Source organism: Photobacterium sp. 53610 (assembly GCF_036409375.1).
Classification (GTDB): Bacteria; Pseudomonadota; Gammaproteobacteria; order Enterobacterales; family Vibrionaceae; genus Photobacterium.
The window spans coordinates 984,857-1,010,249 of the sequence record NZ_JAXOFS010000001.1 but is presented as its reverse complement, the minus strand read 5'-3'; the positions used below and the strand labels follow the sequence as shown (position 1 = coordinate 1,010,249).

The following is a 25,393-nucleotide window of genomic DNA, read 5'->3' as shown; positions in this document are numbered from 1 at the left end:
CTTGGAAGTCTGAAACCGGGCTTTTGGGATTTCTGTTGCCTGAAATTCTTCAATCACTTCATTCAGGCGCATCTTATGCCAGCGATCGATAATTATATTTTCACGTTAAGTGATGCGGTGACACGCGAGTCAGTGTCCTATAAAAACCGTTATGGCGTGACGATTTCAGCGGATCTTTATCGGCCAAAATCTGTAAGCGATCTGGCAACCTTGCCAGCTTTGATTGTTGGGGCACCTTACGGTGGCGTGAAAGAGCAGGGGCCTGGTGTTTACGCCAATGAAATGGCACAGCGCGGTTTTACGGTTCTGACCTTTGACCCGTCGTTTAATGGTTACAGTGGCGGTGAAGTTCGCCACCTCTCTTCTCCGGATCTGTTTGTGGAAGATTTCAGTGCAGCCGTCGATTTTATCGGGACTCGTCCGTTTGTTGACCGCCACAAAATTGGTGTGATTGGCATTTGTGGCAGTGGCAGCTTTGGTTTGAGTGCAGCTCAGGTGGACCGCCGTATCAAAGCCGTTGTGACCGTCAGTATGTATGATATTTCCCGCTACCATGCGAAAGGCTTTCATGATGCGCTGACTGATGAAGAGCGAAACGGCTGGCTGGATATGATTGCCGAACAGCGTTATGCAGAATTTACCGGTGCTGCCCCTGCGATGACACCGCGGGGTGCACCGATGGATATTGGCAGTAAAACCGATGAAATCGGCCGCGAATTTGGTGCGTTTTATTCACGTCCGCGTGGCTACCATCACAACTCAATCACTCAGTTTACGATGAGCAGCGCGCCGTCGTTCATCAATTTCGCGCTTTTGAATCACCTGCAGTGGATCTCGCCGCGTCCAATTCTGTTCGTGATTGGCGAACATGCACACTCACGATATTTCAGTGAAGATGCTTTTGAAATGGCAGGTGAGGCAAAAGAGCTGCTGGTGATTCCTGGCGCAAATCATGTTGATCTGTATGACAAAACGGATCTGATTCCTTTCGACAAACTCGAACGTTTCTTCAATGGGGCATTCCACTAAGTCAGCGTCTGCGCCAGCTTGATGCTGGCGATTCACTTGATTGATGACACTTTGTTTGCATTGATGTTTTGATACTGGTCAAGATCAAACAACTTATCCCTGATGGCCCAGAAGCGACCGCTTTTACGGGCAATAATGATTTCCGGCGGACGCAGCCGGTGTTCATTGCCTGCAACCTTGGTCGGGGCCGTCTCAGTAAACGGACGATGGCGGTCAACCAGATGCGGATTGATGAACTTCTTCAGGAATTCGGTTTTCTGGGTTTTGTTCGTCAGTTGCCAGGTTTCACTGATATGACCATCGTCTTCACTGAAATAGGTCACTTTCAACTGAGGCTTACCGTACTGGTTTTTTCCGGCTTCCAGCTTCATCTCCGTGCATTTCATGATCATGGCGTCCTTCAGCTTTAATGCATCCCTGAGTTTTTTATCCGGATCGACCATGACAGCATCGCACTGATGGCAGCGTCGCGCTGCAATGTCGTTGTCTGCACCGCATTCTTCACAGAATTTGGCCCGAAAGCGGTAGCCGCATTCCTCCCGTTCGCCGTCATCGTCCTCAAAGTAACCCTGACAGCGACGGCCATAGTGTTCAATCAAAAAGCCAGCCGGGTCGAGTTTGCCCCAGAAGCTGTTTTTGAAGCCGCAGGCCGGGCAGGGCACCATGATCACTTCGCTGTTGCTGTCCGGTTTGGGATCACCGACTTCCGGTTGATACAGGTCGTAGCAGTTCCCGGCATACTCCAGAACCAGGCAATCTGTTTTGCCTTCAGCAAGGCGCAGACCGCGACCCACAATTTGCTGGTACAGACTGATTGATTCCGTCGGACGAAGAATCGCAATCAAATCGACATGCGGTGCATCAAACCCCGTGGTGAGAACCGACACATTGACCAGATACTGAATTTGCTGATTTTTAAATGCATTGATGATGCGATCCCGTTCTTCCAGCGGCGTGTCTCCGACAACCAGTGCCGCGTTTTCTTCCGCCAGATAACCCATGATTTCTTTGGCATGGTTGACCGTCGAGGCGAAGATCATCACGCCTTTCCGGTCTTTGGCGTAATCAATCACCTGTTCAATAATCATCGGGGTTGCCCGGGAAGATTTCGCAATCACAGCATCCAGATCCGATTCCCGGTAGTGGCCGTTACTGGCCGGTTTCAGGCCGGAGAAGTCATAGCCGATCACGGCCATATCCATGATTTTGGGTTCTGTCAGGAACCCTTCGTCCAGCAGGTAACGGATAGGCAGTTCAAAGATGCAGTCCCGGAAAAATCGCTCCTGCTCGGTACGAACCTGACCCCGGGTGTGATATTTGTAAATCCAGCCCATGCCCAGACGATAGGGCGTTGCGGTCAGCCCCAGAATCTTGATCCCTGTGTTGATTGACTGCAAGTGTTTGATCACCCGCTGATAGGCACTGTTTTCATCGTCCGGCACCCGGTGACATTCATCGATGACCAGCAGGGAGAATTCTGCGTCAAACTGGTCAAGACTGTTGACCATCGACTGGACCGACGCAAAAACCACTTGCTGATCGGTTTCTTTACGACTCAATCCTGCAGAAAAAATTGAAGCTTTTAAACCGTAGCTTTCGTATTTTGCGTGGTTCTGTTCAACCAGCTCTTTGACGTGGGTCAGCACCAGCACCCGACCGCGCGCAATTCGGGCTAATTCTGCGATCACCAGACTTTTACCGGCACCGGTGGGCAAGGTCAGGACGGCAGGCGTGCTGTGCTGACGAAAGTAGTGAACCGTGGCTTTCACACAGTCCTGCTGATATGGGCGAAGTGTATACATGAATTTGATTCGGTTGATGAACAGCGCCGGGGGAGTTTAACGGCTTTGAACTGTGGGAAACAAGTATCGGGGCGGTTGTAATAATCAGGGCCCGGAATTGCGGGCCCTGCGAATGGTTGTGTTCATGAAGCGACATTGATGAAGCTTCATGAAGTTATGTTCACGAAGCCATGTTCAGCGGTAGTTTCGTTGGTTTGATGGTTTTGGTCATCATGCAGAACTGGCGCCGCGGGATAAAATCGTGTTTCTCGTAGAAACTGCGGGCTCCTTTGTTCCCGATATTGACTTCGAGTGTCAGTGCATGTACGCCCGCTTCAGCACAATGGGCTTCAATTTGCGGCATCAGCTCAGTCCCGATCCCTTGCTGACGCCATTCGGGTCTCAGGTAGAACTGGTCGATGAGTGCAATCCGGCCGCCGTATTCAAGGCTGAAGCTGTAGCTCAGGATGATATGACCGGCAATCATTTGATTGCCATTGTCGTTCACTTCAATGAACCAAACCTGGCCCAGTTCCGGATTGTTGAGTATTTGGTGAACTGCCTGTGTCGTTTGCTCGCGCTTTTGCGGCAGGACTTCATATTCAAAGAGTTCCCCAACAAGTGTAAGCAACATGTCTGCAGAAGACAGGCCAGGCGCTACAAGTGAGATGTTCATAAGTCAACCTTAGTTGTTCGGTGTTGTCATGACATGGTCGTAATTCGCTTCAGGTGTTTATACGGATAACCCATGTCTTCTGTCTATAAGTGAAGACCGTGAAAATGGATAAATGTTCTACTTTTTGAGCTTAGTGGCAGTTCAGATAATGCGATGTAAAAATTTGTGATCAGGGGTTGCAATTAGTGATACCCCTTCAGGGAAGGCTGAGGACAGGTATCTATCGTACAAATCTTTCAGAATTGAGTATCTTCAGGTGACTTGGGTATATAATGGCGGTTTTGCAACACTTGGAGCCAGCCATGCGGCTTGATAAGTTTTTGAGTACGGCCTTGGGAATTACGCGCAAAGAAGCCGGTAAGTTATTAAAAGATAAAAGAATTGAAGTGAATGGCGACGTTGTCCGGAATGGGGCGGTGAAAATCACCCCAGACTGTGATGTTGAATTTGATGGCCGTTCGCTGCATATGACGGGCCCGAAGTATTTCATGCTGAATAAGCCTCAGGGGTATGTTTGCTCACACGTCGACGATTTTAATCCGACAGTTTTTATACTGCTCGACGAAGTCAGCCCTGAGAAACTGCATGTGGCCGGTCGTCTGGATGCCGATACCACCGGCCTGGTGTTGCTGACAGATGATGGTCAGTGGTCTCACCGGATCACGTCTCCGCGTCATGTGTGTGAGAAAGTGTACTACGTGGAAACGGCTGATCCGATCCCGGAATCTGCGGTCACCGAGTTTGCGGAAGGGGTTCAGCTTCGCGGCGAAAAAGAACTGACGCGCCCGGCAAAACTGGAAATTCTGGGCGAGCGAGAAGCGCTGATCACGATTTCAGAAGGCAAATACCATCAGGTGAAGCGGATGTTTGCGGCGATTGGCAACAAAGTTGAGGCGCTGCACCGTGAAAAAATTGGCACTGTTGAGCTGGACGAAGCGCTGGAGCCCGGCGAATACCGGCCTTTAACCGAAGAGGAAATCGCCAGCTTCTGACAGAAGTGCGAATAATCGGAATAAAAAAAAAGACGGCGCTGACGATCAAACAGATATCAGCGCCGTTTTTGTATGCAGCGGGGCGGAGTTGTCAGGAAAGGCTCAGTTTTCCCGATTACTTGCCGCAGATTGCACCGTTGATTCACAAATTGTAAAACTTCACTCTCAGGCAATAACTGTGGTTTTCGGTGGCTCAGTTTTGACCTGTCTGCCGATGTGAGTCACAATTTTTTGCTAGTATACCTAAAAAAGAAAGTTATCATTTCCTGTCAGGAAAGATTCGCGCAGCGAAAATTGTCGTACAATCACTTTCTTTCCCCTTTATCTACTAATAAGTGGTTTATGAGTAAATCTGACAGTCCTGGTCTGAGTTTTTCCTTAATTTTGATTCTCGGTGCAATCGCAGCATTAACGCCGCTAGCCATCGATATGTATTTACCCGCAATGCCAACCATTGCGAAAGATTTGGCTGTCACTCCAAGTGCTGTGCAGGTCACGCTCACGGCTTATACGGCAGGTTTTGCTATCGGCCAGTTGATTCATGGCCCCTTATCAGACAGTTATGGTCGTCGTCCTGTTTTGATTATTGGCGTTGTGCTGTTCGCGCTGGCGGCAGTGGTCAGTGCCGTGAGTCATGACATTACTGAACTGACCTGGATTCGTGCCGCACAGGGTTTCGCGGGAGCATCGGCCGCGGTGATTATTCAGGCGCTCGTCAGAGACATGTTTGAACGTGAAGAGTTTGCCCGAACCATGTCTTTTGTGACGCTGGTGATGACGGTAGCACCTTTGGCAGCACCCTTGATCGGTGGTTATCTGTCGGTCTGGCTGGGCTGGCGTTCAATCTTCTGGTCACTTGCGCTGTTCTCGGTCATTGTGATTCTGGCGGTGATGAAGATGATTCCGGAAACTCTGGCGCCTGAGAAACGTCTGCCGTTTCATCTCGGTTCCACGCTCAGAAACTACGCGAGGATGTTAACATCTGCTCCGGCATTGGGTCTGGTTGTCAGCAGCGGGTTCTCGTTTGCAGGGATGTTTGTCTTCCTGACCGTCGGTTCATTCGTTTACATCGATCTTTATCATGTCAGCACTGAAAATTTCGGCTATCTGTTTGGCCTGAATGTGGTCTGTCTGATTGTGATGACCACACTCAATGGCAAACTGGTCCGTAAAATGGGCTCGCATTTTATGCTTCGCCTGGGTCTGAATGTACAGCTGATTGCTGGGGTCGGGTTGATTGCCGGTCAGGTCTTTGAGCTGGGGCTGTGGGGCGTTGTTGTACCTGTGATGCTCTTTGTCGGTGCGATCTCTACAGTTGCCAGTAACTCAATGGCCTGTTTATTAGCCAAATATCCGCATATGGCAGGTACGGCATCGTCTCTGGCTGGTACAATGCGCTTCGGAACCGGTACGGTTGTGGGCGGTATTGTAGCAATGATGCCGGACACATCTGCATGGCCACTGGCTGGGACGACCGCCGCCTGTGCGGTGCTTTCGTCACTGTTCTACTGGGCGCTGTCGAAAGATGCCTGATTGTCGTAAGTAATCGTCAAGAAAAGAAATATATGGCTGAGTTTTATCAAGAGCTGCACCAACTGGTGAGTGATGGTCTGTCTGAATTAGATGGCTCTGTCGCTGCCGGAAAAACACCGAATAACCCGGTGAGTGAAACACATTTTTTAAGTGCCTGGATTACCAGAGTGATTAAGCAGCAGCGATATGATCACTGTGTTGCGAAAACGCTGCTTGCCTGGCAGCAACAGGCCCGCAGTCTGGGTAAACAGGCGCAACTGAAACAGAAATTTGAGCATATCCGATGGACCCTGTCTGGTGTTCAGACTGAAATCGGGCTGAATCGTCCGGTGGACTCCGATGGTGTGCATGCGTTTTATCAGGCGCTGGAAGCTGCCGGGTGGATGGTCACAACGGGTTATGAAGTGAACCGCAAAGTGACGCATCATACCGATGGTCAGGCTTCTCTGGTGGTTTGTGCAACACAGGCAAAGGCGGCATTCAGTGAAGAGGGTGTGCTGATCAAGCCGCTGTCGGTGTATGTCCGGGGGGACAGCCAGCAATGTATCGATCTGGCTTATGAGAACGGATTGTTGCTGTATAAAGTGACCGATTATAAATCTTTAGTGAAATACCATGGTGAATATATTCTGCAGCCGGCAAATGCTGGTAGTCATCTGCCGGAATTGCCCACCTTGTCCCGGGATTGATGATTGAGAAAAATGCAGCCGAAAGGCTGTATTTTTTTATGGGCCAACAGGATGTTTCAATTCAGTTTCAAAGAAGAGTGAGTTGTTTGATGATATTGAAAAAAAGCAAGTAAATCAGTGCGTTTTAGCTTGTGATTTCAACAGTTCAACATAAAATTGTTTCCGTTTTCAGCATTTTCCGACCGGTTATCCATCATGAGAATCTCTTCCTCCGCGCCAGCGTTTATCGACGGCGCCTTTGTTCGTCGCCTGATGGCAATCGCTTTTCCGATTGCTTTGCAAATCATGTTGTTTTCCAGCCGGAGTCTGGTGGACATTCTGATGCTGGGTCAGCTCAATGAGCTGGATGTTGCAGCAATCGGTATTGCGGGCAGAGCACTTTTTGTCGTGACAATCATGCTGTTTGGTGTGACTACCGGCGGCGCAATGCTGGCCGCCCAGTACTGGGGCGCCGGAAATCAGCATGGCATGAAACAGAGTGTGGCACTGACTATGCTCATGACAACGATTGTGGCTGTGTGTGCCGCGCTGATTTTCGGGTTGATGCCAGAGCAGGTGATTGGTCTGGCGACGCATGATGCGGAAGTCATCCAACGGGGGGCTGAATATCTGCAAATTACAGCCATCAGTCTGTTTGCCGTGTCATGGGGCAGCAGTGTGTCTGTAGGGCTGAGAGCCATGCACCAGCCCAGTATCAGTACTTTCTTCAGTGCCGTGGGGATTGCCCTGAATCTGTTTTTGAACTGGGTCCTGATTTTCGGTCATCTGGGGATGCCAGCTTACGGCATCGCTGGTGCAGCCTGGGCAACAGCCATCAGCGGGCTGGTCGAAATTGCGCTGCTGTTTGGTTATCTGCACCTGAAAAAGCATATTGTTGCATTCGAATGGTCCGTTTATCCGGAAGTCATGAATGCCGCCCTGATCAAACGTTTTCTGAAATTGTCGTTGCCTACAACTCTGAATGCACTGGCATGGTCAGGTGGTATTTTTATGTACCATGTGATTATCGGTCAGTCGGGTGTGGATGGTCTGGTCGCATTGTCGGTCATGACCCCGATTGAATCGCTGGCGCTGGCGATGCTGATCGGTATTTCCAACGCTTCAGCAGTGCTGATTGGAAATCAGCTTGGCGGAAACCAGATGGAGGCAGCGTACCGTCAGGCTTGGGCTGTATCGGTCATCAATCTGGCCTGTGCTGTGGTGATTGCAGGATTGATGCTGCTGATCCGCGATCCGATTTTAAACCTGTTTGCTGCAATGACCCCGGAGACCCGGGCGCTGACGGAAAACTTCTTCCTGATTTTCTGTGCCGGGATGATTGTGAAAAGTCTGCCGATGACGATGATTGTCGGTGTCCTGCGGGCTGGCGGTGACATGCGGTTTTGTTTTTATCAGGATCTGGCGGCGCAATGGGTGATCGGGATTCCGCTGACGGCATTTTGTGCATTGGTCCTGAAACTGCCCCTGGAGTGGATATACGCCATGCTGATGCTGGAAGAGTGCGTGAAAATTATCGGTTCAGTGATTCGGATTCGTTCCAAAGCCTGGATGAATAACCTGGTGGCAAACGAGAGTCAAAGTACGCCAGCCTGACATCCTGTCATGTTCATGAATGAAGCGAAAACAGCCTGCATGATGCAGGTTGTTTTGTTTTTGGGGGTTTTAATTCTGCATGCAGCGCCTTGAAGTCATCGCAGGTTTCACATTCGCGTGTAATTTTTCATTCACATATTTCCTGCCGGCAGAATCAGCTTTCCATTTCAGACATTTCACTGTTGTGTGACGCGCACTTTATTGTCCTTTTTTTGATTTATCGTCTATTGAATACTGGCGACATGGATTCAGTGAATTCTGAGTGTGATGGGTCAGAGTTTGTGCTGAAGAAACAGCGGTTTGAAGTGTTTTTGGGGTTGCGGCCTATACTGAGCCTATAGACCTCAGGGAAAGCAGCAGTGCTTCCTGAAAACAAGGCTTCCTGAAAATGGCGTCATCCGTCACCACTGGCCATTTCAACATCAATCCAGAGTCAGTATTGAACAGGGGAAAATCATGAGTCAGACGCATGAGCTTTATGTGATCGATATGGGGATCGATACGCACCAGGAGCCGGTGGCGTATATGCGGAGCGATTGTCATATCTGCCGAGCAGAAGGTTTTACGGCCAGTAGCCGGGTTCTGCTGACTCATGGCAAAAACAGCATCATCGCCACCCTGAACGTGGTGGACGATAAGGTACTGCCCCCGAAAAGTGCCGGTTTATCTAAAATCGCTATGCATCGCCTGAATGCGATTGATGGTGTTGCGATCCAAGTCAGTCATGCGCCGGTGAATACCTCACTTGCAGCGGTCAGGAAAAAGATTTTTGGTCATAAACTCAGTCATCAGGAGATTCAGGATGTCGTTGAAGACATCAGCGCTCACCGTTATTCGGATATAGAAATCGCCAGTTTTCTGAGTGTGTGCGCAGGGAGCCGCCTTGATGTCGATGAAATTATCGGCCTGACGCAGGCCATGGTGACATGCGGCAAGCGGCTGTACTGGCCGGGTCAGACCAAAGTCTTTGATAAGCACTGCATTGGCGGCTTGCCGGGCAACCGGACCTCACCGCTGGTGGTTTCTGTTATCAGTGCGGCGGGGCTGACGATTCCGAAAACGTCTTCACGCGCGATTACATCCCCGGCAGGGACGGCCGATACGATGGAGGCGCTGACCACCGTGAATCTCGATCTGGCGGACATTCAGCGCGTAGTCGCAAAAACGCATGCCTGTCTGGCGTGGGGAGGGGCGGTTAATCTGAGTCCGGCGGACGATCTGCTCATTCGTATTGAACGTGTACTGGATTTGGATGGGGAAGGGCAGCTGATTGCTTCTGTACTGTCGAAAAAAATAGCCGCTGGTTCGACCCATGTTGTGATTGATATTCCTGTGGGTCCCACAGCTAAAGTCCGCTCTCAGCAAGATGCGGATCGGCTGGTTTCATTATTTACCCGAGTCGGAGAAGCTTGCGGCATTCACATCCGTTGTCTGATCACCGATGGCAGCCAGCCGGTGGGAGCAGGAATCGGTCCGGTCGAGGAAGCGCGTGATGTACTGGCGGTGTTACAGTGCAGCGACACCGCACCGCAAGACCTGAGAGAACGCGCTTTATTTCTGGCGGCACATCTGTTTTCGATTGCTTTTGATGAGGACTACGAAGCGGGGCTCACAAGGGCAACATCGATTCTGGATGAAGGCAAAGCCTGGCAGCAGTTTCAGCGAATTTTGGCTGCGCAAGGCGGGATGAAAACTCAGCCGCAAGCTCATTTTCAACATACGGAAACGGCGCATGTGAAGGGAAGATTGGTTGCGATTGATAACCGGCAACTCTCCCGTCTGGCAAAACTGGCCGGGGCACCAGCCACACCTGCAGCCGGGGTGCGACTGCATAAACGGGTAGGCGACAGGGTGGAACATGGTGATCCGTTGTTTACCTTATATTCGGATACCGCCGGAGAGCAGCAATACGCCATGTCGTATTATCGTCAGTCGGAAATTTTTACCATCGAGGCCGCGAAATGAGTGACAGAGTAACGCCGAATGCAGAAGCACCATGGGTGTTTTCCCTGCAACCACATCCGCTACTTGAACCGCTGACCGCTGCATTGGATGCACAGCCAGGTCATCTTGAATCCCGGCAGTTTCCCGACGGTGAGTTTTATCTGCGGGTATGTTCAACCGTTGAAAACAGGCGTTGTGTCGTCGTTGCTGATTTGTCGCATCCGGATGAAAAGTATTTACCGCTGATCTTTTTGCTGGAAACACTGCGTGAACTCGGGGCGTCTGAGGTCGGATTGATCGCGCCCTATCTGAGCTACATGCGGCAGGATTGCCGGTTTGCAGACGGCGAGGCCATCACATCGCGGATATTCGCGCAGTCTTTGTCCCGGCATATTGACTGGCTGGTGACGGTTGATCCGCATCTGCACCGTTATCATGCCTTAGACGAAATTTATACAGTGCCCAGTCGGGTGGTGCAGGGCGCACCCGTGCTTGCACAGTGGCTGACGACAAAGAACAATCTACTGCTGGTTGGTCCGGACAGTGAAAGTGAGCAATGGGTCTCGAGCATCGCCGGGCTCAGTCAGCATCCTTATGTGATTGGCGAAAAGCACCGTTTCGGCGATAGGCATGTCGAAGTGATTTTGCCGGATATCGAAGTATACAGGGACAGAACTGCTGTCATTATTGATGATGTGATTTCCAGCGGTCAGACAATTTTGCAGTGTGTACAGGCGCTTCAGTCCCGCGGAATCGACAAGATTCAGTGCGTCGCAGTCCATGGTATTTTTGCCGATGATTCAGACAAAGCACTGATTGTCGCCGGGCTCAGTCAGTTGGTGACAACCAATACCGTTCCGCACCCGACGAACGCGATTGATATCACCCCGCAGTTGCTTCCTGCTGTGATTGCGCTGTTGCAACGGACAAAAAATACGGGCTGAGACGATTTCAACAGAGACAGCCAAAACGAATACCGGCCTCACGCTTCGGTGTAACTTTTTATTCACGTATTTCCTGGCGATAGAACCAAGGTTTCATTTTCATGAAACCGAAGTCCGGCTTGCGCATTTAAATTGTCCTTCTTCAGATTCCTTGTCTATTCATGATGCACTGTCGGCATGCTTTGCTGGCTGCATTTATCGTCATGACATTTCTGTTCACCTGTCATTCGTCATCTGTGATTGACTGACAATTCAAAGAAGGACTTTCTCCATGGGAACAGCTGCCGCAAGTAATAAACTGCAATACGGATATCCGACGCCGGGGCCACAGAGCCCGACCGGACAAAAAGTGATGGATCATGTCTTTTTCCTGTCGAATGCCGAATGGAAACAGGCCCGGGAAGAAAATGATTATGATTTTGTCGTGATCGGCACGGGTTTCTGTGCGTTGGCTTTCGCTGAGCGTGCCCTGAAGAATAATCCCTTCGCCCGGATATTGATGATCGAACGTGGCCCGTTCTTTTTACCTGAGCATTTCCAGAATCTGCCACTGCCGTTTAAAAATACTTTAGGCGGATTGTCGGAAACATTCCCCTGGACAATGTCGGCCAAAAATCAGCTGGGAAAGGCCGGAACCATTCACTGGCAACATGGCATGGTGCCCTTCTTTGGCGGGCGTTCTACCTTGTGGAGTGCCTGGTGTCCGAGACCCAATGATCAGGAGTTTTCCGGGTGGCCGCAGGAAACAATTGATGCGGCCAGAAGGAATTTCGACTCGGCTGAAACCCTGCTCAGAGTCCAACCGGCTGATCAGATTGATGCGGGCCGCAGTAAAGCTGAGCAGGCTTTTATTGCGGATAACCGCCCGGTGTACGGTGAGCTGCAACGGACGATTCAGCAGTTACTTGAACAGTCCAGTACTTCAGTGAACGGTATTTACCGCACGGAAGCTGCACCGCTGGCTTCGGCATCTGAAAGGGTGAACGGTATCGATTTCCAGAAGTTCTCGACACCGGGAAGTCTTCTGGAACTGGCTGAAGTTCAGGCCGCGCGCAGTAAGGCCGGAACGGGCGCAAAACTGGATATCGTGACAGATTGCATTGTTGAGCAGATTATTCAGCAATCAGTAGATGGCATGCCACAAGCCACAGCGCTGCAAACTTCCCGAGGTGTTTTACCGCTGGGGTCGGCACAGTTGATCCTCGCTATGGGTACATTGCCGCCAACGACCTTGTTGCGAAATTCATTCCCGGATTATCCAGGACTGGGCGATCGTTTCTCTGCACATTTCATCAGCTCAATTGTTGCGCGCGTGCCGAAGGCGGATCTGGATCCAAACGGTGACTGGGGCAATCTGGAGCTGGGGGCCTGCTATGTGGCCGGTGTTGCGAACAACAGTTTTGAACAGCAATATCATATTCAGTTGTCGGCACTGTCGGATGAGAACCCGATTGTGAATTCAGCCACAGCGATGCGGTATATGCCGGATGTGGTGGCGACAGCCTCGATGGCGCAATTGTTGTCCTCCAAAGACTATGTGGTGTTTGTTTGTGCCGTGCTGGGCGAACTGGATTACACCAATCCGGGCAGCTGGTTCAAAGGCAATCCGGAGGATCGCAACATCACCACCAACTCGCTGCTTCAGATTGAAGAAAACGGGAAAGACAAAGAAACCTGGACCGCAATGGACGAGGCCACCTTCGGTGTTCTGGAAACTGTGCTCTCCCCGAAAGGCAAAGAAGCGGTGCAATACTGGCATGGCGCTCCGGATGAAGGGGACTGGACTTCGGCGCGTCCCGGTTCAACCGCCATTCGTGTTGATGCCCCGGTCCATGAAAGTTCGACCCTTCACATTGGTACTCAGCCAGACGCCCCGGTTGATTTGAACTACCGGTTCAAAGGCGCCAACAATGTGTACGTCACCGGTGGCGCACTCTGGCCACAGGGCGGCTCCTGGAACCCGACACTCACCATGGTCGCACTAGCGCAGGATCTGGCAGATAAGTTGTCCGGGAAGTAGTTGACCACTGCAACTATTCATATGACAAAGCCTTGGCATAAGTCGGGGCTTTTTTAATTTAATCAGTATCTTATATCATTGTTCCTTTTATGTTATCGGCGCTTTTCTCGTTCTAATAGACTCACTTTATGCACCTTAGAATCTCTCCATGGTCCATATATGGTTCATCGCATGTCGATTCTGTGTGCGAGGGAATCCTAATCAATCCAACAAACTTCGGTTAGTGCAAAGTTGCAAGCTAGTACCGCCAAAGGCTTTGAGCGTGAAGAACCATGGTGACTTTACGGTGCTATGGGGTTTTGGTTTGCTTGATATGGGGTAACTGATCGTTTTGATGGATAGTCGAAAAGTTGTTTTGCGATCGTTGGCTTTGAGGTTTGTGTTGTAAATGCCTTGGGGATATTCATTAACAAGTAATCACGCTCTGGCTTATGGTGATTGATATCTGTTTAATCAATCACCAACTAAGTAACTATTGAAACTCCTTGCTTCGCTAGATTGTATTCCCTAAACGAAGTAATTCTTTCAGCAAGCAAATATAGCTGCTCTAAGCTCGCTGAGTGACGATTAGAGTATCTTCTGATGGTAAACGTCCAGGATGAGTGTGTCGGTGTAGCCGGGTCTGAGTCACATGTCTTGGGTTGGGGATCTATGCGAAATATAGGATCTAAACCCCTCGCTATCTTCAGAGATTGTATGATTGCGCGGGTGTAGTGGGATGAACTACAAGCCGAGTGTGGGATAGGGATTTTATTATTCATATGTTACGACTTGAGCGTACAGTCCATCTGCTAGTTTCGTAACTTGCAGTTGGACAAAAGATAAGACCTGACTCCGCGCCTCCCTTGGCTTGGACGGCTATGCGTCCAAACGATCTAAAACCTTAAACTATTTGTGTTTTTTTTAAGCGCAGGGTATATTTTGAACAATTGTTACTTTAACTTATTGATATTGTTGGCAATAAGGTGGTTAAGGCTTAGATGTTGAACTCAGAATGTATACAGCTTGATTCTTCAAGATCGTTGCACGTCATAGAAATTGAATCGATAACAGAAGATATAACGAAACTATTGGATAAGTATTTTGTTTCGATTTGTGAAGGTGATTCGGATAGCGAGATTAGCTTAGTTAAGAAAAGGCTGGCAAAGTTTCTTGAAACAAAAAACGAAGAAACACAAATGGGAGCTGTTGCTGAGTTCTTTGTTCATCTTTACTTGAATCAACTTAGCTTCAAGCAAGAGTTTCTATTTCTCAATTTAGAAGAAAACTCAATAAAGAAAGGTTTTGATGGTTTATTTTCAAAAAACTCTGAAACATTTTTAGTCGAAAGTAAATCCGGTACGATCTTAACAAAGGACATTAGTCATAGAAAAAAATTACACACAGCATATACAGATTTGAAAAATTATGTGTCGGGTAAGAGCGAGAAGGGAAAGAACAACCCTTGGAGAAATGCTTATAACCATGCTAGTCATTTGGATGTGTGTACGGAGAAAGGAATAAGAAAAAAGATAGCAAAACTTAGGGATCTGTATGATATGGGTAAGTATACAGATATAAAAGATTACAAAATAATCCCTTGCTCTACAATTTTTTTAAACTCTGTTTGGAATGATGATGAAAATTCAAAAATATTATTAAGTCATGATTTTTTAAAGAAATATGACTGTGTAACATTAGATGCAATATGTATATCAAAAAAGAGTTTAGAACTGTTTAAAGAATATTTGGGTGAATAATTTGGCAATTTCGTTTAGTTGGCTTAAAGATGATGATAAGTTTTTCTCTTCAATGAAAAAAATGTCATTAAACACTCCTTTGAATGCTGAGGAAATAGAGTATTTGCTTAGTTGTGCAGTGCTTTTTATTGAAGAGTATCATAAGGATAATCGTAAGCATTTATATTTTGAATTAGCTTATTTTATTGTGTTGAAAAGTGCAATTAATAATCATGAATACGAACCATTACTGGATGTAAGTTCTAATTTTGGCTTATACCCAATATCAAATTATATTACAAAGCACAATCTTTATAGCGGTAGTCTCTCTTCTGAATTTAGTCTTTTATATCAATTAAGTAAGTTTGAATACAATAGTATTATTGAAACATATGAACAAAGAAGCTCTAGATTACAACTGGTCAATAGTGACGTTGAGGAAAATTGTTATATTGCACCAACATCTTTTGGTAAAAGCTCTCTTATTACAGAGATTATAAGAGAGAAAAATCTTAGTAAGGTAGCTATCATTGTTCCAACTAAGTCACTTTTAATACAGACTTACAAACTAATAAAAAACAATTTCTCTAATAGAAATATCATATTCCACGATGAGATGTATGATGGTTCAGATAGTTTTATTTCGATATTCACACAAGAAAGAGCATTAAGACTTTTAAAAGATGAAAGCATTTCATTTGACTTGTTAATTATTGATGAAGCTCATAACTTATTTAGCTATGATTCTAGAAGCTTACTCTTAACTAGACTTATTAGAAGAAATAGGAAAAGAAATCGCAATTCAGTAAATTACTACCTTTCACCGTTAATTTCTGACTCTAATAATCTTAAAGTTGAAAGTGAACAAGAAATATTTGAAAAGAAAATTATTAGTAATATTAAAGAGGCTGATATATACGAATATAAAGAGTCAGGTGAAGTCAGGAAGTATAATCGCTTCTTAGATGTTTTCTTTGAGTCAGGGCGTAGTGATAATTACCTTAACTATATAATTGAAAATAGTAAGGAAAAAAATTTCTTGTACCTTCGAGCTCCTAAGAGAGTAGAAGAGCTATCCATACTTCTTGATTCAAAGCTAGAACACATTGGCTCCCCTAGTTTGATGGAGCTTTCAGATGTAATCTCAATGAATGTTCATAAAGATTTTTATTGTGTTGAATATATCAAGAAAGGGTTGGTTTATCTCCATGGGAAATTACCTGATTTAATAAAGGAATATTTGGAGTTTAAATTTTCTGAAAATAAAGAAGTCAAATATGTAGTTGCTAATTCTGTTATACTAGAAGGTGTTAATTTACCTGTTGATAATATGTATATAATGAATACTAATTCACTCGATGGTAAGTCTCTCACCAATCTTATTGGCAGGGTTAATCGATTAAATGAAGTATTTGATGATGAAAGGAAGTCTCTAGACAAACTTCAACCTAGTGTTCATTTTGTTAACTCTGAAGATTTCAACCGTAGAGGTGGAAATATGGAGAATCAAATTAGAAAGCTAAAAAGTGGAGTGTTTAAAGATAATCTAGAAAATCCACTTTTAGTAAATTTTGATATAGATAAAATGAAACTGGATCTTGAAAAGGCTAAGGAAGGTTCTAAAATAGAAAGAGTTCTAACTCTAGAAAAAAAATTGGCTGAATATCAAGAGGTTAAAGAAACGGAAGATTTTCTTGTAACCAGTGAGTTAGATATCAAAAACCGAGTTAAAAGAATTCTGCTTGAGTCTGACATTCTATCTGTTTACTTTAGTTCTGGAGAAATGATCGATAGACTGTCGAATAAAGTTGACAGCATATCACAACACCCTGAATGGGATGAGTCTCATATTATAGATAAGGTTTATTTGTTCTTTATTCAAGGTTTGGAAAGCTATATTTTTAAAAAGGACTTTCTGCGTTTACAGCATGACAAAGCGAGAGATTTCTACAAAATGTTTACTGGGAATCTCCATCGACTAAGTTTAAAAGAACATATATCAGATACCATTGGTTATTTTCAAACTATTAAGTACTTGCCGCAAGGAAGAGAATTTTATATTGGGGATTCTTATGGAGAGGTTGGAAAAATAAATTATGATGGTAAAGTTGGAAAGTCTGTATATTTAGATCTTGCTACCAAATCAAACAAAGAGCTTGCTAATATTGCTTTAGTTAAAATAAAAATAGAGAGCGACTTTGTTTCATATACACTAAATAATTTTATTAATGTGATGTATGACTTAAATCTTATTCCTGAAGAAGAATATGAGCTTTATATTTATGGAACTACAAATAAATCTAACTCTGAATTTGTTAAGTTGGGTTTTAGTGGTTCTTTGATAAATAAGCTGGATCGAGACAGGCAGATGGAAAATTTATCTATCAATGATCATGGATTGGTGGAATACAATGGAAATTTTGTTAACTATATAAAATCTCAGGATGATCTTATAAAGTTTGAAATAAGTAAATTTATAGATATATAGTTTTATTAATAAGAGGTTGGCTATTATGGTGTTAACCTCTTATAAATTTGTTAGTAACCGCTCCTCGAGTTGAAATGATAAACCAGCTTAAATACTGAGGGTGTTCATAGTTCTGTGTCAGCGTAAGTCATAGCTCCACATATTGAACGGCACTGTCTGAGATGTAAACCGCAGTTAACTTAGAGTAGTGCTTTTGTATCATATTAACACTGCTGCCATAGGTGTAACCCTCCCCTGTACTACACTTACCCCAGATATTTCGCCTGAAACCACCTCAGTTTCAGGCGGATAAGTCATCTTTGTATTTCCGTTGACCCTGTTTGACCAAACGCCTTTGACCGGAGTGAACCATGGCTGATCTTTTTGGGTTTGATGCGTTTTCACCGAAGCAAATCGCTGAAAAGGTGGACAATGTCGGCGTGATGAAAGCGCGTTTGCCACTGTTGTCGATGGTGATGCTGGGGGTGCTGGCAGGGGCGTTTATTGGCTTAGGCGCGCTGTATTTTGTGCTGATCAAGTCGGATGCGAATCTGGGGTTCGGCACCAGTCAGATGCTGGGAGGCGTGGCATTTTCTCTGGGCTTGTTGCTGGTGGTGGTGGCCGGGGCTGAGTTGTTTACCGGGAATAACTTGCTCGCGATGGCCTGGGCGGATCAAAAAATCACGTCGGCTGAGTTGCTGAAAAACTGGCTGGTGGTGTGTGGTTCGAACTTTGTCGGAGCCGCAGGGCTGGCGGTGTTGGTGTATTTCTCAGGGCACACCGCGCTGAATCAGGGGGAGATTGCGGAGCGGTATCTTCAGATTGCGGCGGCCAAATGCAGCTTGCCATTTTGGACCGCTTTTTTCCGCGGGGTGCTGTGCAATATTCTGGTCTGCATGGCGATCTGGATGGCCATGGCCGGACGGAGTGTGGTGGATAAAGCGATTGCAATTGTTTTTCCGATCTCTGCCTTTGTTGCGGCCGGGTTTGAGCACAGTATTGCGAACATGTTCTTCATTCCGCTGGCGATGCTGATTCAGACCTTTTCGGATACGGCTACAGGGACAGATTCAGTTACCTGGCTGGGGTTTATCGGGAATCTGATCCCGGTCATTCTGGGTAATCTGGTCGGGGGAAGTGTGCTGGTTGGTCTGGTGTATTATGTGATTTACCTGAGAAAACCCGCTTCAGGCGCTGAAAAGCCTTAATTCATCTGGCTATACGCGAAAGCCAAAAGTTGAGACAGAGAAATGGCCGACCACCTCAAGTCACACGGACCGGGATTGCTATACTGAATGCCAGAACCCGCTGTTGGATTGTGCATGACCATGGCTTCTTCAATCGTGAAAACTGTCTGTCCTTTTTGCGGCGTCGGCTGCGGGATCAATCTGAAAGTTGACGCGCAGGGAAATCTGGCGGGCGTTGAACCGCAACGCAGTCATCCTGTCAGTCGCGGTAAGTTGTGTGAAAAGGGCTGGAGTACAGCTTATGCCATCCGGCCGGATAACCGGATTACCGAGCCTTTAAAACGTATTCATGATCGTTTTTATCCGGTGAGCTGGGATGAGGCACTGGGCACTATCAGCGAGACCTTACAGGACATTCTGGCTGAATCCGGCCCTGAGTCGGTGGGTGTGATCAGCAGCGCCCGCGCCACCAACGAAGATAACTATGCTGCCCAGAAGTTTGCCCGTGCCGTCCTGAAAACCAACAACATCGACCATTGCGCCCGGATTTGTCACAGTCCCACAGTGGCCGGACTCAAGCAAACGCTGGGTTCCGGCGCGATGTCCAACAGCACCCAAGATATTTTTGAAACCGAGCTGATCGTGGTGATCGGCGCAGATCCGACAGAAAATCACAGTGTCTTTGGCGGACAGATTTTTGAAGCGAAGCAACGAGGGGCGAAGCTGGTGGTGATTGATCCCCGTGTTACCCGGCTGGCGAAAGTGGCGGATATTCATGTGCAGCTCAAACCGGGCAGTAATATTGCGCTTATCAATGCGATGCTCCATGTCATCCTCAAACAGAATCTCCACAATCAGTCTTTTATCAGCCAGCGGTGTGAGGGATTTGACGCGCTGGCCCGGAATGTCGCAACCATCACGCCGGAGTCGGTTGAATCCTGTACCGGCGTCAGTGCTGATGTGATCCGTCAAACCGCGATGCTTTACGGACAGGCCAAAAGTACCATGATCCTGTACGGGATGGGGATTACCCAGTTTGTCAGCGGTACCCAGAATGTGATTGCGTTGTCGAATCTGGCGCTGGTTTGCGGACAGATCGGCCGTCCCGGGACCGGAATCAATCCGTTGCGGGGGCAGAATAATGTGCAGGGTGCCTGCGACATGGGATGCCTGCCGAATGTCTATCCTGGCTACCAGGCGGCCGATGATCTGGCAGTGCAACAGGAATTTGCCCAGGCCTGGGGAACAGATGTCGCAACCACGCCCGGTCTCACGTCGCTGGGGATGACCAAAGCGACACTGGCGGGTGATTTTCGGGCCCTGATCATTTTCGGAGAAGATCCGGTCGTGACCGATCCGGATCAGAATCATGTCCGTGCGGCAATGAAAGAGATGGATTTGCTGGTGGTTGCGGAACTGACGATGACAGAAACCGCTAAACTGGCCGACTTCATTTTGCCAGCGGCGTCTTTCGCGGAAAAAGAAGGGACGTTCACCAACTGTGAGCGACGGGTCCAGCACGTGGCACAGGCGCTGCAAGCGCCGGGTTCAGCCATGGGTGACTGGCAGTGGCTCCAAGCACTGGCCGCGAAGCTAGGCAGCGATGCGCTGAACTGGTCAGACAGTGAAGCCGTGTTTGATGAAATGGCCTCACTGACGCCGTCTTATCAGGGGATGTCTTATCCGGGCATCATGCGTGCGCACGGCTTACAGTGGCCTTGTCATTCCGGCGCGCCTGAAGGGACCGCGATTTTGCATCAGACCACATTTCCGATTGGCAAAGCTCGGTTGATTCCGGTGCATCAGATTGAAATTGATGAACCTGCGGATGAACAATACCCGTTGCTGCTGACCACCAACCGGCTTCATTTCCATTATGGCTGCGGCTCGATGACCCGGAAATCACCTTTGCTGGAGCGGGAAATACCGGCCGGACTCTTATTTATCAACCCGGAAGACGCCCGGACGCTGAATATTCAGCGTTATTCGCCGGTGGGTATTCGCTCGCGCCGGGGATATGTTGAGACGCGGGCCATGATCACCGAGGATGTGCCGCCGGGGCTGGTCGCCATGCCGTATCACTTCAGGGAAGCGCCTTCGAATCAGCTGACGAATACCGCGCAGGATCCTGTCACGAAAATGCCTGAACTGAAGGCATGCGCAGTGTCAGTGTCGCCGTTACCGCCGGGTCAGGAACCCCGGGATATCGACCAGTTACGGGAGGAACCATAAGATGCAGCAGTATGTGCTGGAATCATTACAGGCGCTGCAAGTGCACCTGTCCCGGGCTCGGCAGTTCTATCAAGTGGTGGAAAGTGAAGGTGAGGCCTTCTGGCAGCATGTCCCGCAAGGGCCGTTTCCTGCGCTGACGTCGCAGCAACCCCTCAGTTCGGCGAAAGGATTCTTCTTTGCTGAGCAGGAAAGTCTGTATGTGTTCGATGGTCAGTTTTTCCGCGAAACGATTCCGGCACCCGAGCCCTTTGTGTTATTCGGCGTTCAAAGCTGCGACCTGATGGCGATTCATTATCAGGACATTTTTTTCGAACAGGATCCTTATTATCAGGCGCGGCGGCAGCAAGCCTTACTGGTGGGCGTGGATTGTGTTCACCCGTGTGCACAGGGCTTCTGCCATCTGGTGAATGCCGGACCGGGTGTCAGAGATACCACGGCGGACCTGATTTTACATCCGCTTGAACACGGACAATGGCTGCTGATCGCGGTGACGGACGCTGGCAAGGCATCACTGCAAGGGCTGACACTGACGCCGGCTGCGGATCAGGACAAGCATTTGCGCTGGGATAATCTGAGCCATTGCGAGCAACAGTTTGAAGATCAGACCTATATTCTGGAAGGCATTGAAAAGCTTAATCGCGATCAGCCGTCGGCTGAATTCTGGCAACAGGTGGCGATTCAGTGCATTGCCTGTTCCGGCTGCACCACACTCTGTCCGACCTGTTCCTGTTACGGCACGCAGCAGACAGCGCTTGCGACAGACGATGCTTCCGGCTGTCAGGCTACACATTCATCGAGGACACCAAAAGCCCGGCAGGTTCGGTTCTGGGATTCCTGTTTATACGAAGGCTTTCAGCGTGAAGCCAGTTTCCACAATCCCTCGGCGCAGGCCGGTGAGCGGGTGAAGCGTTTCTGGTATCACAAATTCAGCAACGACTTTTTGCCGGAATTTGGCCGGTATGGCTGTGTGGGGTGCGGGCGTTGTGAGCAGACTTGCCCGGGCGTGATTGGTGTTCATTCGATCATGAAAAGGATTGTCAATGATGCATAACCTGGCGCCAACGGCCATCCGTTTGATTGACTTTTACGATGATGGTGAGCATGCCCGTCATTTCCGGTTTCAATTGTTCAATACTGATCCCGGGGCAACTGCTGTACATCATGATTGGATGCAGGCCAAAACCGGACAGTTCTTCATGCTTTGTCTGCCTGCGGTCGGGGAAGCGCCTTTCACATTCACACAGGTGCCTGACCAGCAAGGGTATTTTCGCGCACTGGTCCGGAAAATGGGGCAGGTCACGTCAGCGCTGTTCCAGTTGGAACCGGGGCAGATTCTGGGTGCCAGAGGGCCGTATGGCGAGGGCTGGCCGATGGATCAGGTGATCAACAAAAGCATTCTGGTGGTCGGTGGCGGTTGTGGTCTGGCGCCTTTGGTTGGTGTGGTGAACCAGCTAGTCGCGCAGAAAAATTACGCACAGCTGATGGTGGTGTATGGTGCCCGCAGTCGTCAGGCGAGAATGCTGACGCCGGAGCGCAGGCAGTGGCAGCAGGCGATCCCGGTGTTTAACGCCATTGAAGACGGCGATCTTGAGCCGGGTCAGAATGAATTCAGTGGCACGCCGGTCGATCTCCTGCCGATGGTACTTGGTCAGTTTCAACAGGGTCCGGATGTGGTGCTGCTGGCCGGGCCGCAAGCCATGATGTTTGCGGCGGCAAAACATCTGGTGACCAGCGGGGTTTCTGAACAGGGAATTTATTTGTCCATTGAGCGCCGTATGCACTGCGGGGTTCGAACCTGCGGGCATTGTTATCTGAAAGACAAGTATATCTGTTCTGATGGTCCGACTTTCCGCTGGGATGTACTGCAAGCCTACATCCCCCAGAGTCCATGATGAATCAAGCCCATCACAAAGTTATGCTGGCGCTCTCAGGTGCCGGTTACTCGTAACCGGCCGTGTTGATCTGGTACTTGAGTTCTGCCAGTGCGACTTGCTCGCAGCCTTTGGCGACCGAGTCCGGGTTCAGGGAAATCGAATCTATTCCGCAATTGACCAGAAATTCAGCGAATTCAGGATGATCTGAGGGGGCCTGTCCGCAAATTCCGACCTTACAGCCATATTGGTGTGCCACGGTGATCACTTCAGCGATCATCTCTTTCACGGCATCGTCTCTGGCATCAAATAAGGGTTTCAGCTCGGCTGAATCCCGGTCGATTCCCAGCACCAGTTGTGTGAGATCGTTACTGCCGATTGAAAACCCATCGAAGCGCTGTGCAAAGCGGGCGGCCAGAATGACATTCGAGGGAATCTCACACATCACATAGACTTGCAGGCCATTTTCGCCGCGTTTCAGGCCCGCTTCAGCCATGACGTCCAGCACCTTGTCGGCTTCACCGGTGGTGCGGCAAAACGGAATCATCACAATGATGTTGTCAAACCCCATCGCTTGCCTGGCTTTGACGATGGCCTGGCATTCCAGCTTGAAGGCTTCCCGGTACAGCGGGTGGTAATACCGTGACGCACCGCGCAGTCCCAGCATCGGGTTCTCTTCGTTGAGTTCAAAAAACTCACCGCCCAGCAGCCCCCGGTACTCATTGGATTTAAAGTCTGACATGCGCACGATGACTGGTTTCGGGTATTGTGAGGCCGCAATTTTACCCACGCCCAGTGCCAGAAGGTCGACAAAGTAGTCCGGCTGATGGGCATAGTTCCGGGTCAGGTGGCTGATGGACTCGCGAACCGATGGATCGGCCACTTTCTCAGGGTGGATCAACGCCATCGGGTGAACGCGAATCTGACTGGAGATGATAAATTCGATCCGGGTCAGTCCGATCCCGGCAACCGGCAGCTGCCACCAGCGAAAGACACTGTCAGGCATCGCTGCGTTAATCATCACGGCGGTTCGGGTGCGCGGGATCTCATCCAGATTCACTTGCTGAGTCTCGTACTTGAGGATGCCTTCATACACTTTCCCGACAGCGCCGCCCGCGCAACTTAAGGTGACCGATTGACCTTGGGTCAGGGCTTGGGTCGCATGTTCAGTGCCCACAATCGCCGGGACTTTCAGCTCACGGCTGACAATGGCCGCGTGGCTGGTGGGGCCGCCGGTGTCTGTAATGATCCCGGCGGCTTTGCGCATCAGGGGCACCCAGTCCGGATCCGTTCTTTCGGTCACCAGAATGGCGCCATCCGGAAACGCCTCGGTATTGTGCGGATCATTGATCTGAAAAACGGGGCCTGTGGCAATGGCACTTCCGACACTGGCACCTTCCAGCAGCAGGGTGGATGTTTCTTTCAGACGGTAATTGACCAGCACCGCCTGTTCTTTCTGAGATTCGACGGTTTCCGGGCGGGCCTGAACGAGATACAGCCCCTGAACGTCCTTCGCCCATTCCATGTCCATAGGGCAGCCGTAATGACGTTCAATGAGCACCGCCCAGCGGGCCAGTTGCAGGATCTCCTCATCAGAAAGGACCAGTGAGCAGCGTTCCTGTTCGGTCGTCGGCAGCGTGACGGTTTGTCTGCCGGTGAAGGGGAGCTTTTCAGGCGTGCTCTGAGGAGAGTCTTCAGACAGAACGTCCGTCGCATACACCATTTTTTGCTGCTTATTGCCGGGTTGTTTTTCGATAATGGGTCGCTTCCCGGCGATTTCCAGCAAAGGTTTGTACACCATAAAACGGTCCGGGGTCACGCTGCCCTGAACAATGGTTTCGCCAAGTCCCCAGGCACCGCTGATCATCACCACATCCGGAAATCCATTTTCCGTATCTAAACTGAACATCACGCCCGCTGCCTGAGATTCGATCATCTGCTGCACCCCGACAGACAGCGCCACCTGCTGGTGAGCAAAGCCTTTTTCCTGACGGTAGACAATGGCCCGGTCGGTATAGAGTGAGGCGAAACACTGCTTACAGGCGTGCAGTACCTGCTCCCGGCCACGGATGTTCAGGTAGCTTTCCTGCTGACCGGCAAAGCTGGCATCCGGCAGATCTTCTGCGGTTGCAGAACTTCTGACTGCAACGCTGACATTGTTGTGACCCAATTCGTCACACAGCTGCTGATAGGCATCGGCAATCGCATCTTGTTGGGCGTCCATAAAGGTGCCCTGTGAGATTAAGTGCCTGATCGCAGCGCCGGTGTCAGCCAGCGTGGCCGAACCGTCATCCAGCGCTGCCAGCAGCCGGGCGATCGGCTTATCCAGCTGATTCTGATGCAGAAAGTCACGAAAGAGCTGGGCACTGGTGGCGAACCCGGATGGAACCCGGATACCGGCATCTTTCAACTGGCTGATCATTTCTCCCAGACTGGCATTCTTACCGCCAACACAGGGGATGTCGGTGGTGCGTAACTGGTGATACCAATAGATGATCGGACTGGCAGGGCGCTGAGGATCAGAAGTCATACAGTTCTCCTTTCGCTGACTCTGAAGTCATTTAAAACTCAGAGGCGGGACTCAATTTATTTTAGAAGTGAATTGTTGTGCAGCCAGAAAAGTCGGTCCGGTTTTGTCGGACATCACAGGCCGGAAAGAATGACAGGTAGGACGGATTTTGCTGTCTATGCTTATCCGGAAGAGTCATGAGGGTTTT

Annotated in this window: 17 protein-coding genes; 14 read left to right on the top strand and 3 right to left on the bottom strand. The window is 49.0% G+C overall.

What is annotated here, in order from left to right; translation table 11 throughout:
• Positions 1–75 precede the first annotated feature (75 nt).
• Positions 76–1,029: an alpha/beta hydrolase gene (locus SPK40_RS04555; protein WP_330959583.1), complete on the top strand. Its 954-nt coding sequence runs from the start codon at positions 76–78 to the stop codon at positions 1,027–1,029.
• Positions 1,030–1,061: 32 nt separating this feature from the next.
• On the opposite strand, the gene SPK40_RS04550 is transcribed toward SPK40_RS04555, so the two are convergent.
• Both SPK40_RS04550 and SPK40_RS04545 read right to left on the bottom strand, forming a co-directional pair.
• Positions 1,062–2,831 carry a DEAD/DEAH box helicase gene (locus SPK40_RS04550; RefSeq protein WP_330959582.1) on the bottom strand — a complete coding sequence of 590 codons (1,770 nt, stop codon included), beginning with the start codon at positions 2,829–2,831 and terminating at the stop codon, positions 1,062–1,064.
• A 160-nt stretch (positions 2,832–2,991) separates the two neighbouring features.
• Complete coding sequence (locus tag SPK40_RS04545) at positions 2,992–3,486, bottom strand: GNAT family N-acetyltransferase (RefSeq protein ID WP_248140060.1); 495 nt, start codon at positions 3,484–3,486, stop codon at positions 2,992–2,994.
• 302 nt (positions 3,487–3,788) lie between these two features.
• Between SPK40_RS04545 and rsuA the strand changes: the two genes are divergently transcribed.
• The 13 genes from rsuA (at position 3,789) to SPK40_RS04480 (ending at position 22,697) form a co-directional block, all read left to right on the top strand.
• Positions 3,789–4,478 carry a 16S rRNA pseudouridine(516) synthase RsuA gene (rsuA, locus tag SPK40_RS04540; RefSeq protein ID WP_248140062.1) on the top strand — a complete coding sequence of 230 codons (690 nt, stop codon included), beginning with the start codon at positions 3,789–3,791 and terminating at the stop codon, positions 4,476–4,478.
• A gap of 342 nt (positions 4,479–4,820) precedes the next feature.
• A complete protein-coding gene (locus SPK40_RS04535; protein ID WP_248140064.1) occupies positions 4,821–6,011 on the top strand; it encodes a Bcr/CflA family multidrug efflux MFS transporter in 1,191 nt (396 codons plus the stop codon).
• A 32-nt stretch (positions 6,012–6,043) separates the two neighbouring features.
• Positions 6,044–6,700 carry a DUF2913 family protein gene (locus SPK40_RS04530; protein ID WP_330959581.1) on the top strand — a complete coding sequence of 219 codons (657 nt, stop codon included), beginning with the start codon at positions 6,044–6,046 and terminating at the stop codon, positions 6,698–6,700.
• Between the two features lie 195 nt (positions 6,701–6,895).
• Complete coding sequence (locus SPK40_RS04525; protein WP_330959580.1) at positions 6,896–8,293, top strand: MATE family efflux transporter; 1,398 nt, start codon at positions 6,896–6,898, stop codon at positions 8,291–8,293.
• Between the two features lie 456 nt (positions 8,294–8,749).
• Positions 8,750–10,258: a thymidine phosphorylase family protein gene (locus SPK40_RS04520; RefSeq protein ID WP_330959579.1), complete on the top strand. Its 1,509-nt coding sequence runs from the start codon at positions 8,750–8,752 to the stop codon at positions 10,256–10,258.
• Positions 10,255–11,181: a ribose-phosphate diphosphokinase gene (locus SPK40_RS04515; protein WP_330959578.1), complete on the top strand. Its 927-nt coding sequence runs from the start codon at positions 10,255–10,257 to the stop codon at positions 11,179–11,181. Before SPK40_RS04520 ends, SPK40_RS04515 begins: the two co-directional genes overlap by 4 nt.
• Before the next feature lie 271 nt (positions 11,182–11,452).
• A complete protein-coding gene (locus SPK40_RS04510) occupies positions 11,453–13,201 on the top strand; it encodes a GMC oxidoreductase (protein ID WP_330959577.1) in 1,749 nt (582 codons plus the stop codon).
• Positions 13,202–14,271: 1,070 nt separating this feature from the next.
• Positions 14,272–14,940 (top strand): hypothetical protein, encoded by a 669-nt coding sequence (locus tag SPK40_RS04505; RefSeq protein WP_248140073.1) that lies wholly within the window; start codon positions 14,272–14,274, stop codon positions 14,938–14,940.
• Positions 14,933–17,407 (top strand): DEAD/DEAH box helicase family protein, encoded by a 2,475-nt coding sequence (locus tag SPK40_RS04500; protein ID WP_330959576.1) that lies wholly within the window; start codon positions 14,933–14,935, stop codon positions 17,405–17,407. The genes SPK40_RS04505 and SPK40_RS04500 overlap by 8 nt, the downstream gene beginning before the upstream one ends.
• Before the next feature lie 350 nt (positions 17,408–17,757).
• Positions 17,758–18,594, top strand: a complete 837-nt coding sequence (locus SPK40_RS04495) for a formate/nitrite transporter family protein (protein ID WP_330959575.1) — start codon at positions 17,758–17,760, stop codon at positions 18,592–18,594.
• Positions 18,595–18,714: 120 nt separating this feature from the next.
• Complete coding sequence (gene fdhF, locus SPK40_RS04490; RefSeq protein WP_330959574.1) at positions 18,715–20,805, top strand: formate dehydrogenase subunit alpha; 2,091 nt, start codon at positions 18,715–18,717, stop codon at positions 20,803–20,805.
• Position 20,806: 1 nt separating this feature from the next.
• Positions 20,807–21,856 carry a 4Fe-4S dicluster domain-containing protein gene (locus tag SPK40_RS04485; protein WP_330959573.1) on the top strand — a complete coding sequence of 350 codons (1,050 nt, stop codon included), beginning with the start codon at positions 20,807–20,809 and terminating at the stop codon, positions 21,854–21,856.
• Positions 21,846–22,697 carry an FAD/NAD(P)-binding protein gene (locus tag SPK40_RS04480; protein ID WP_330959572.1) on the top strand — a complete coding sequence of 284 codons (852 nt, stop codon included), beginning with the start codon at positions 21,846–21,848 and terminating at the stop codon, positions 22,695–22,697. Before SPK40_RS04485 ends, SPK40_RS04480 begins: the two co-directional genes overlap by 11 nt.
• Before the next feature lie 46 nt (positions 22,698–22,743).
• Here SPK40_RS04480 and ppsA read toward each other — a convergent pair whose 3' ends face one another.
• Complete coding sequence (ppsA, locus tag SPK40_RS04475; protein WP_330959571.1) at positions 22,744–25,206, bottom strand: phosphoenolpyruvate synthase; 2,463 nt, start codon at positions 25,204–25,206, stop codon at positions 22,744–22,746.
• Between the last annotated feature and the right edge of the window lie 187 nt (positions 25,207–25,393).

What these genes read in the sequence shown, in the direction of transcription:
- SPK40_RS04555 (WP_330959583.1), top strand. Translation starts at nt 76, where the DNA reads ATGCCAGCGATCGATAATTATATTTTCACGTTAAGTGATGCGGTGACA.
- SPK40_RS04550 (WP_330959582.1), bottom strand. Translation starts at nt 2,831, where the DNA reads ATGTATACACTTCGCCCATATCAGCAGGACTGTGTGAAAGCCACGGTT.
- SPK40_RS04545 (WP_248140060.1), bottom strand. Translation starts at nt 3,486, where the DNA reads ATGAACATCTCACTTGTAGCGCCTGGCCTGTCTTCTGCAGACATGTTG.
- rsuA (WP_248140062.1), top strand. Translation starts at nt 3,789, where the DNA reads ATGCGGCTTGATAAGTTTTTGAGTACGGCCTTGGGAATTACGCGCAAA.
- SPK40_RS04535 (WP_248140064.1), top strand. Translation starts at nt 4,821, where the DNA reads ATGAGTAAATCTGACAGTCCTGGTCTGAGTTTTTCCTTAATTTTGATT.
- SPK40_RS04530 (WP_330959581.1), top strand. Translation starts at nt 6,044, where the DNA reads ATGGCTGAGTTTTATCAAGAGCTGCACCAACTGGTGAGTGATGGTCTG.
- SPK40_RS04525 (WP_330959580.1), top strand. Translation starts at nt 6,896, where the DNA reads ATGAGAATCTCTTCCTCCGCGCCAGCGTTTATCGACGGCGCCTTTGTT.
- SPK40_RS04520 (WP_330959579.1), top strand. Translation starts at nt 8,750, where the DNA reads ATGAGTCAGACGCATGAGCTTTATGTGATCGATATGGGGATCGATACG.
- SPK40_RS04515 (WP_330959578.1), top strand. Translation starts at nt 10,255, where the DNA reads ATGAGTGACAGAGTAACGCCGAATGCAGAAGCACCATGGGTGTTTTCC.
- SPK40_RS04510 (WP_330959577.1), top strand. Translation starts at nt 11,453, where the DNA reads ATGGGAACAGCTGCCGCAAGTAATAAACTGCAATACGGATATCCGACG.
- SPK40_RS04495 (WP_330959575.1), top strand. Translation starts at nt 17,758, where the DNA reads ATGGCTGATCTTTTTGGGTTTGATGCGTTTTCACCGAAGCAAATCGCT.
- fdhF (WP_330959574.1), top strand. Translation starts at nt 18,715, where the DNA reads ATGGCTTCTTCAATCGTGAAAACTGTCTGTCCTTTTTGCGGCGTCGGC.
- SPK40_RS04485 (WP_330959573.1), top strand. Translation starts at nt 20,807, where the DNA reads ATGCAGCAGTATGTGCTGGAATCATTACAGGCGCTGCAAGTGCACCTG.
- SPK40_RS04480 (WP_330959572.1), top strand. Translation starts at nt 21,846, where the DNA reads ATGATGCATAACCTGGCGCCAACGGCCATCCGTTTGATTGACTTTTAC.
- ppsA (WP_330959571.1), bottom strand. Translation starts at nt 25,206, where the DNA reads ATGACTTCTGATCCTCAGCGCCCTGCCAGTCCGATCATCTATTGGTAT.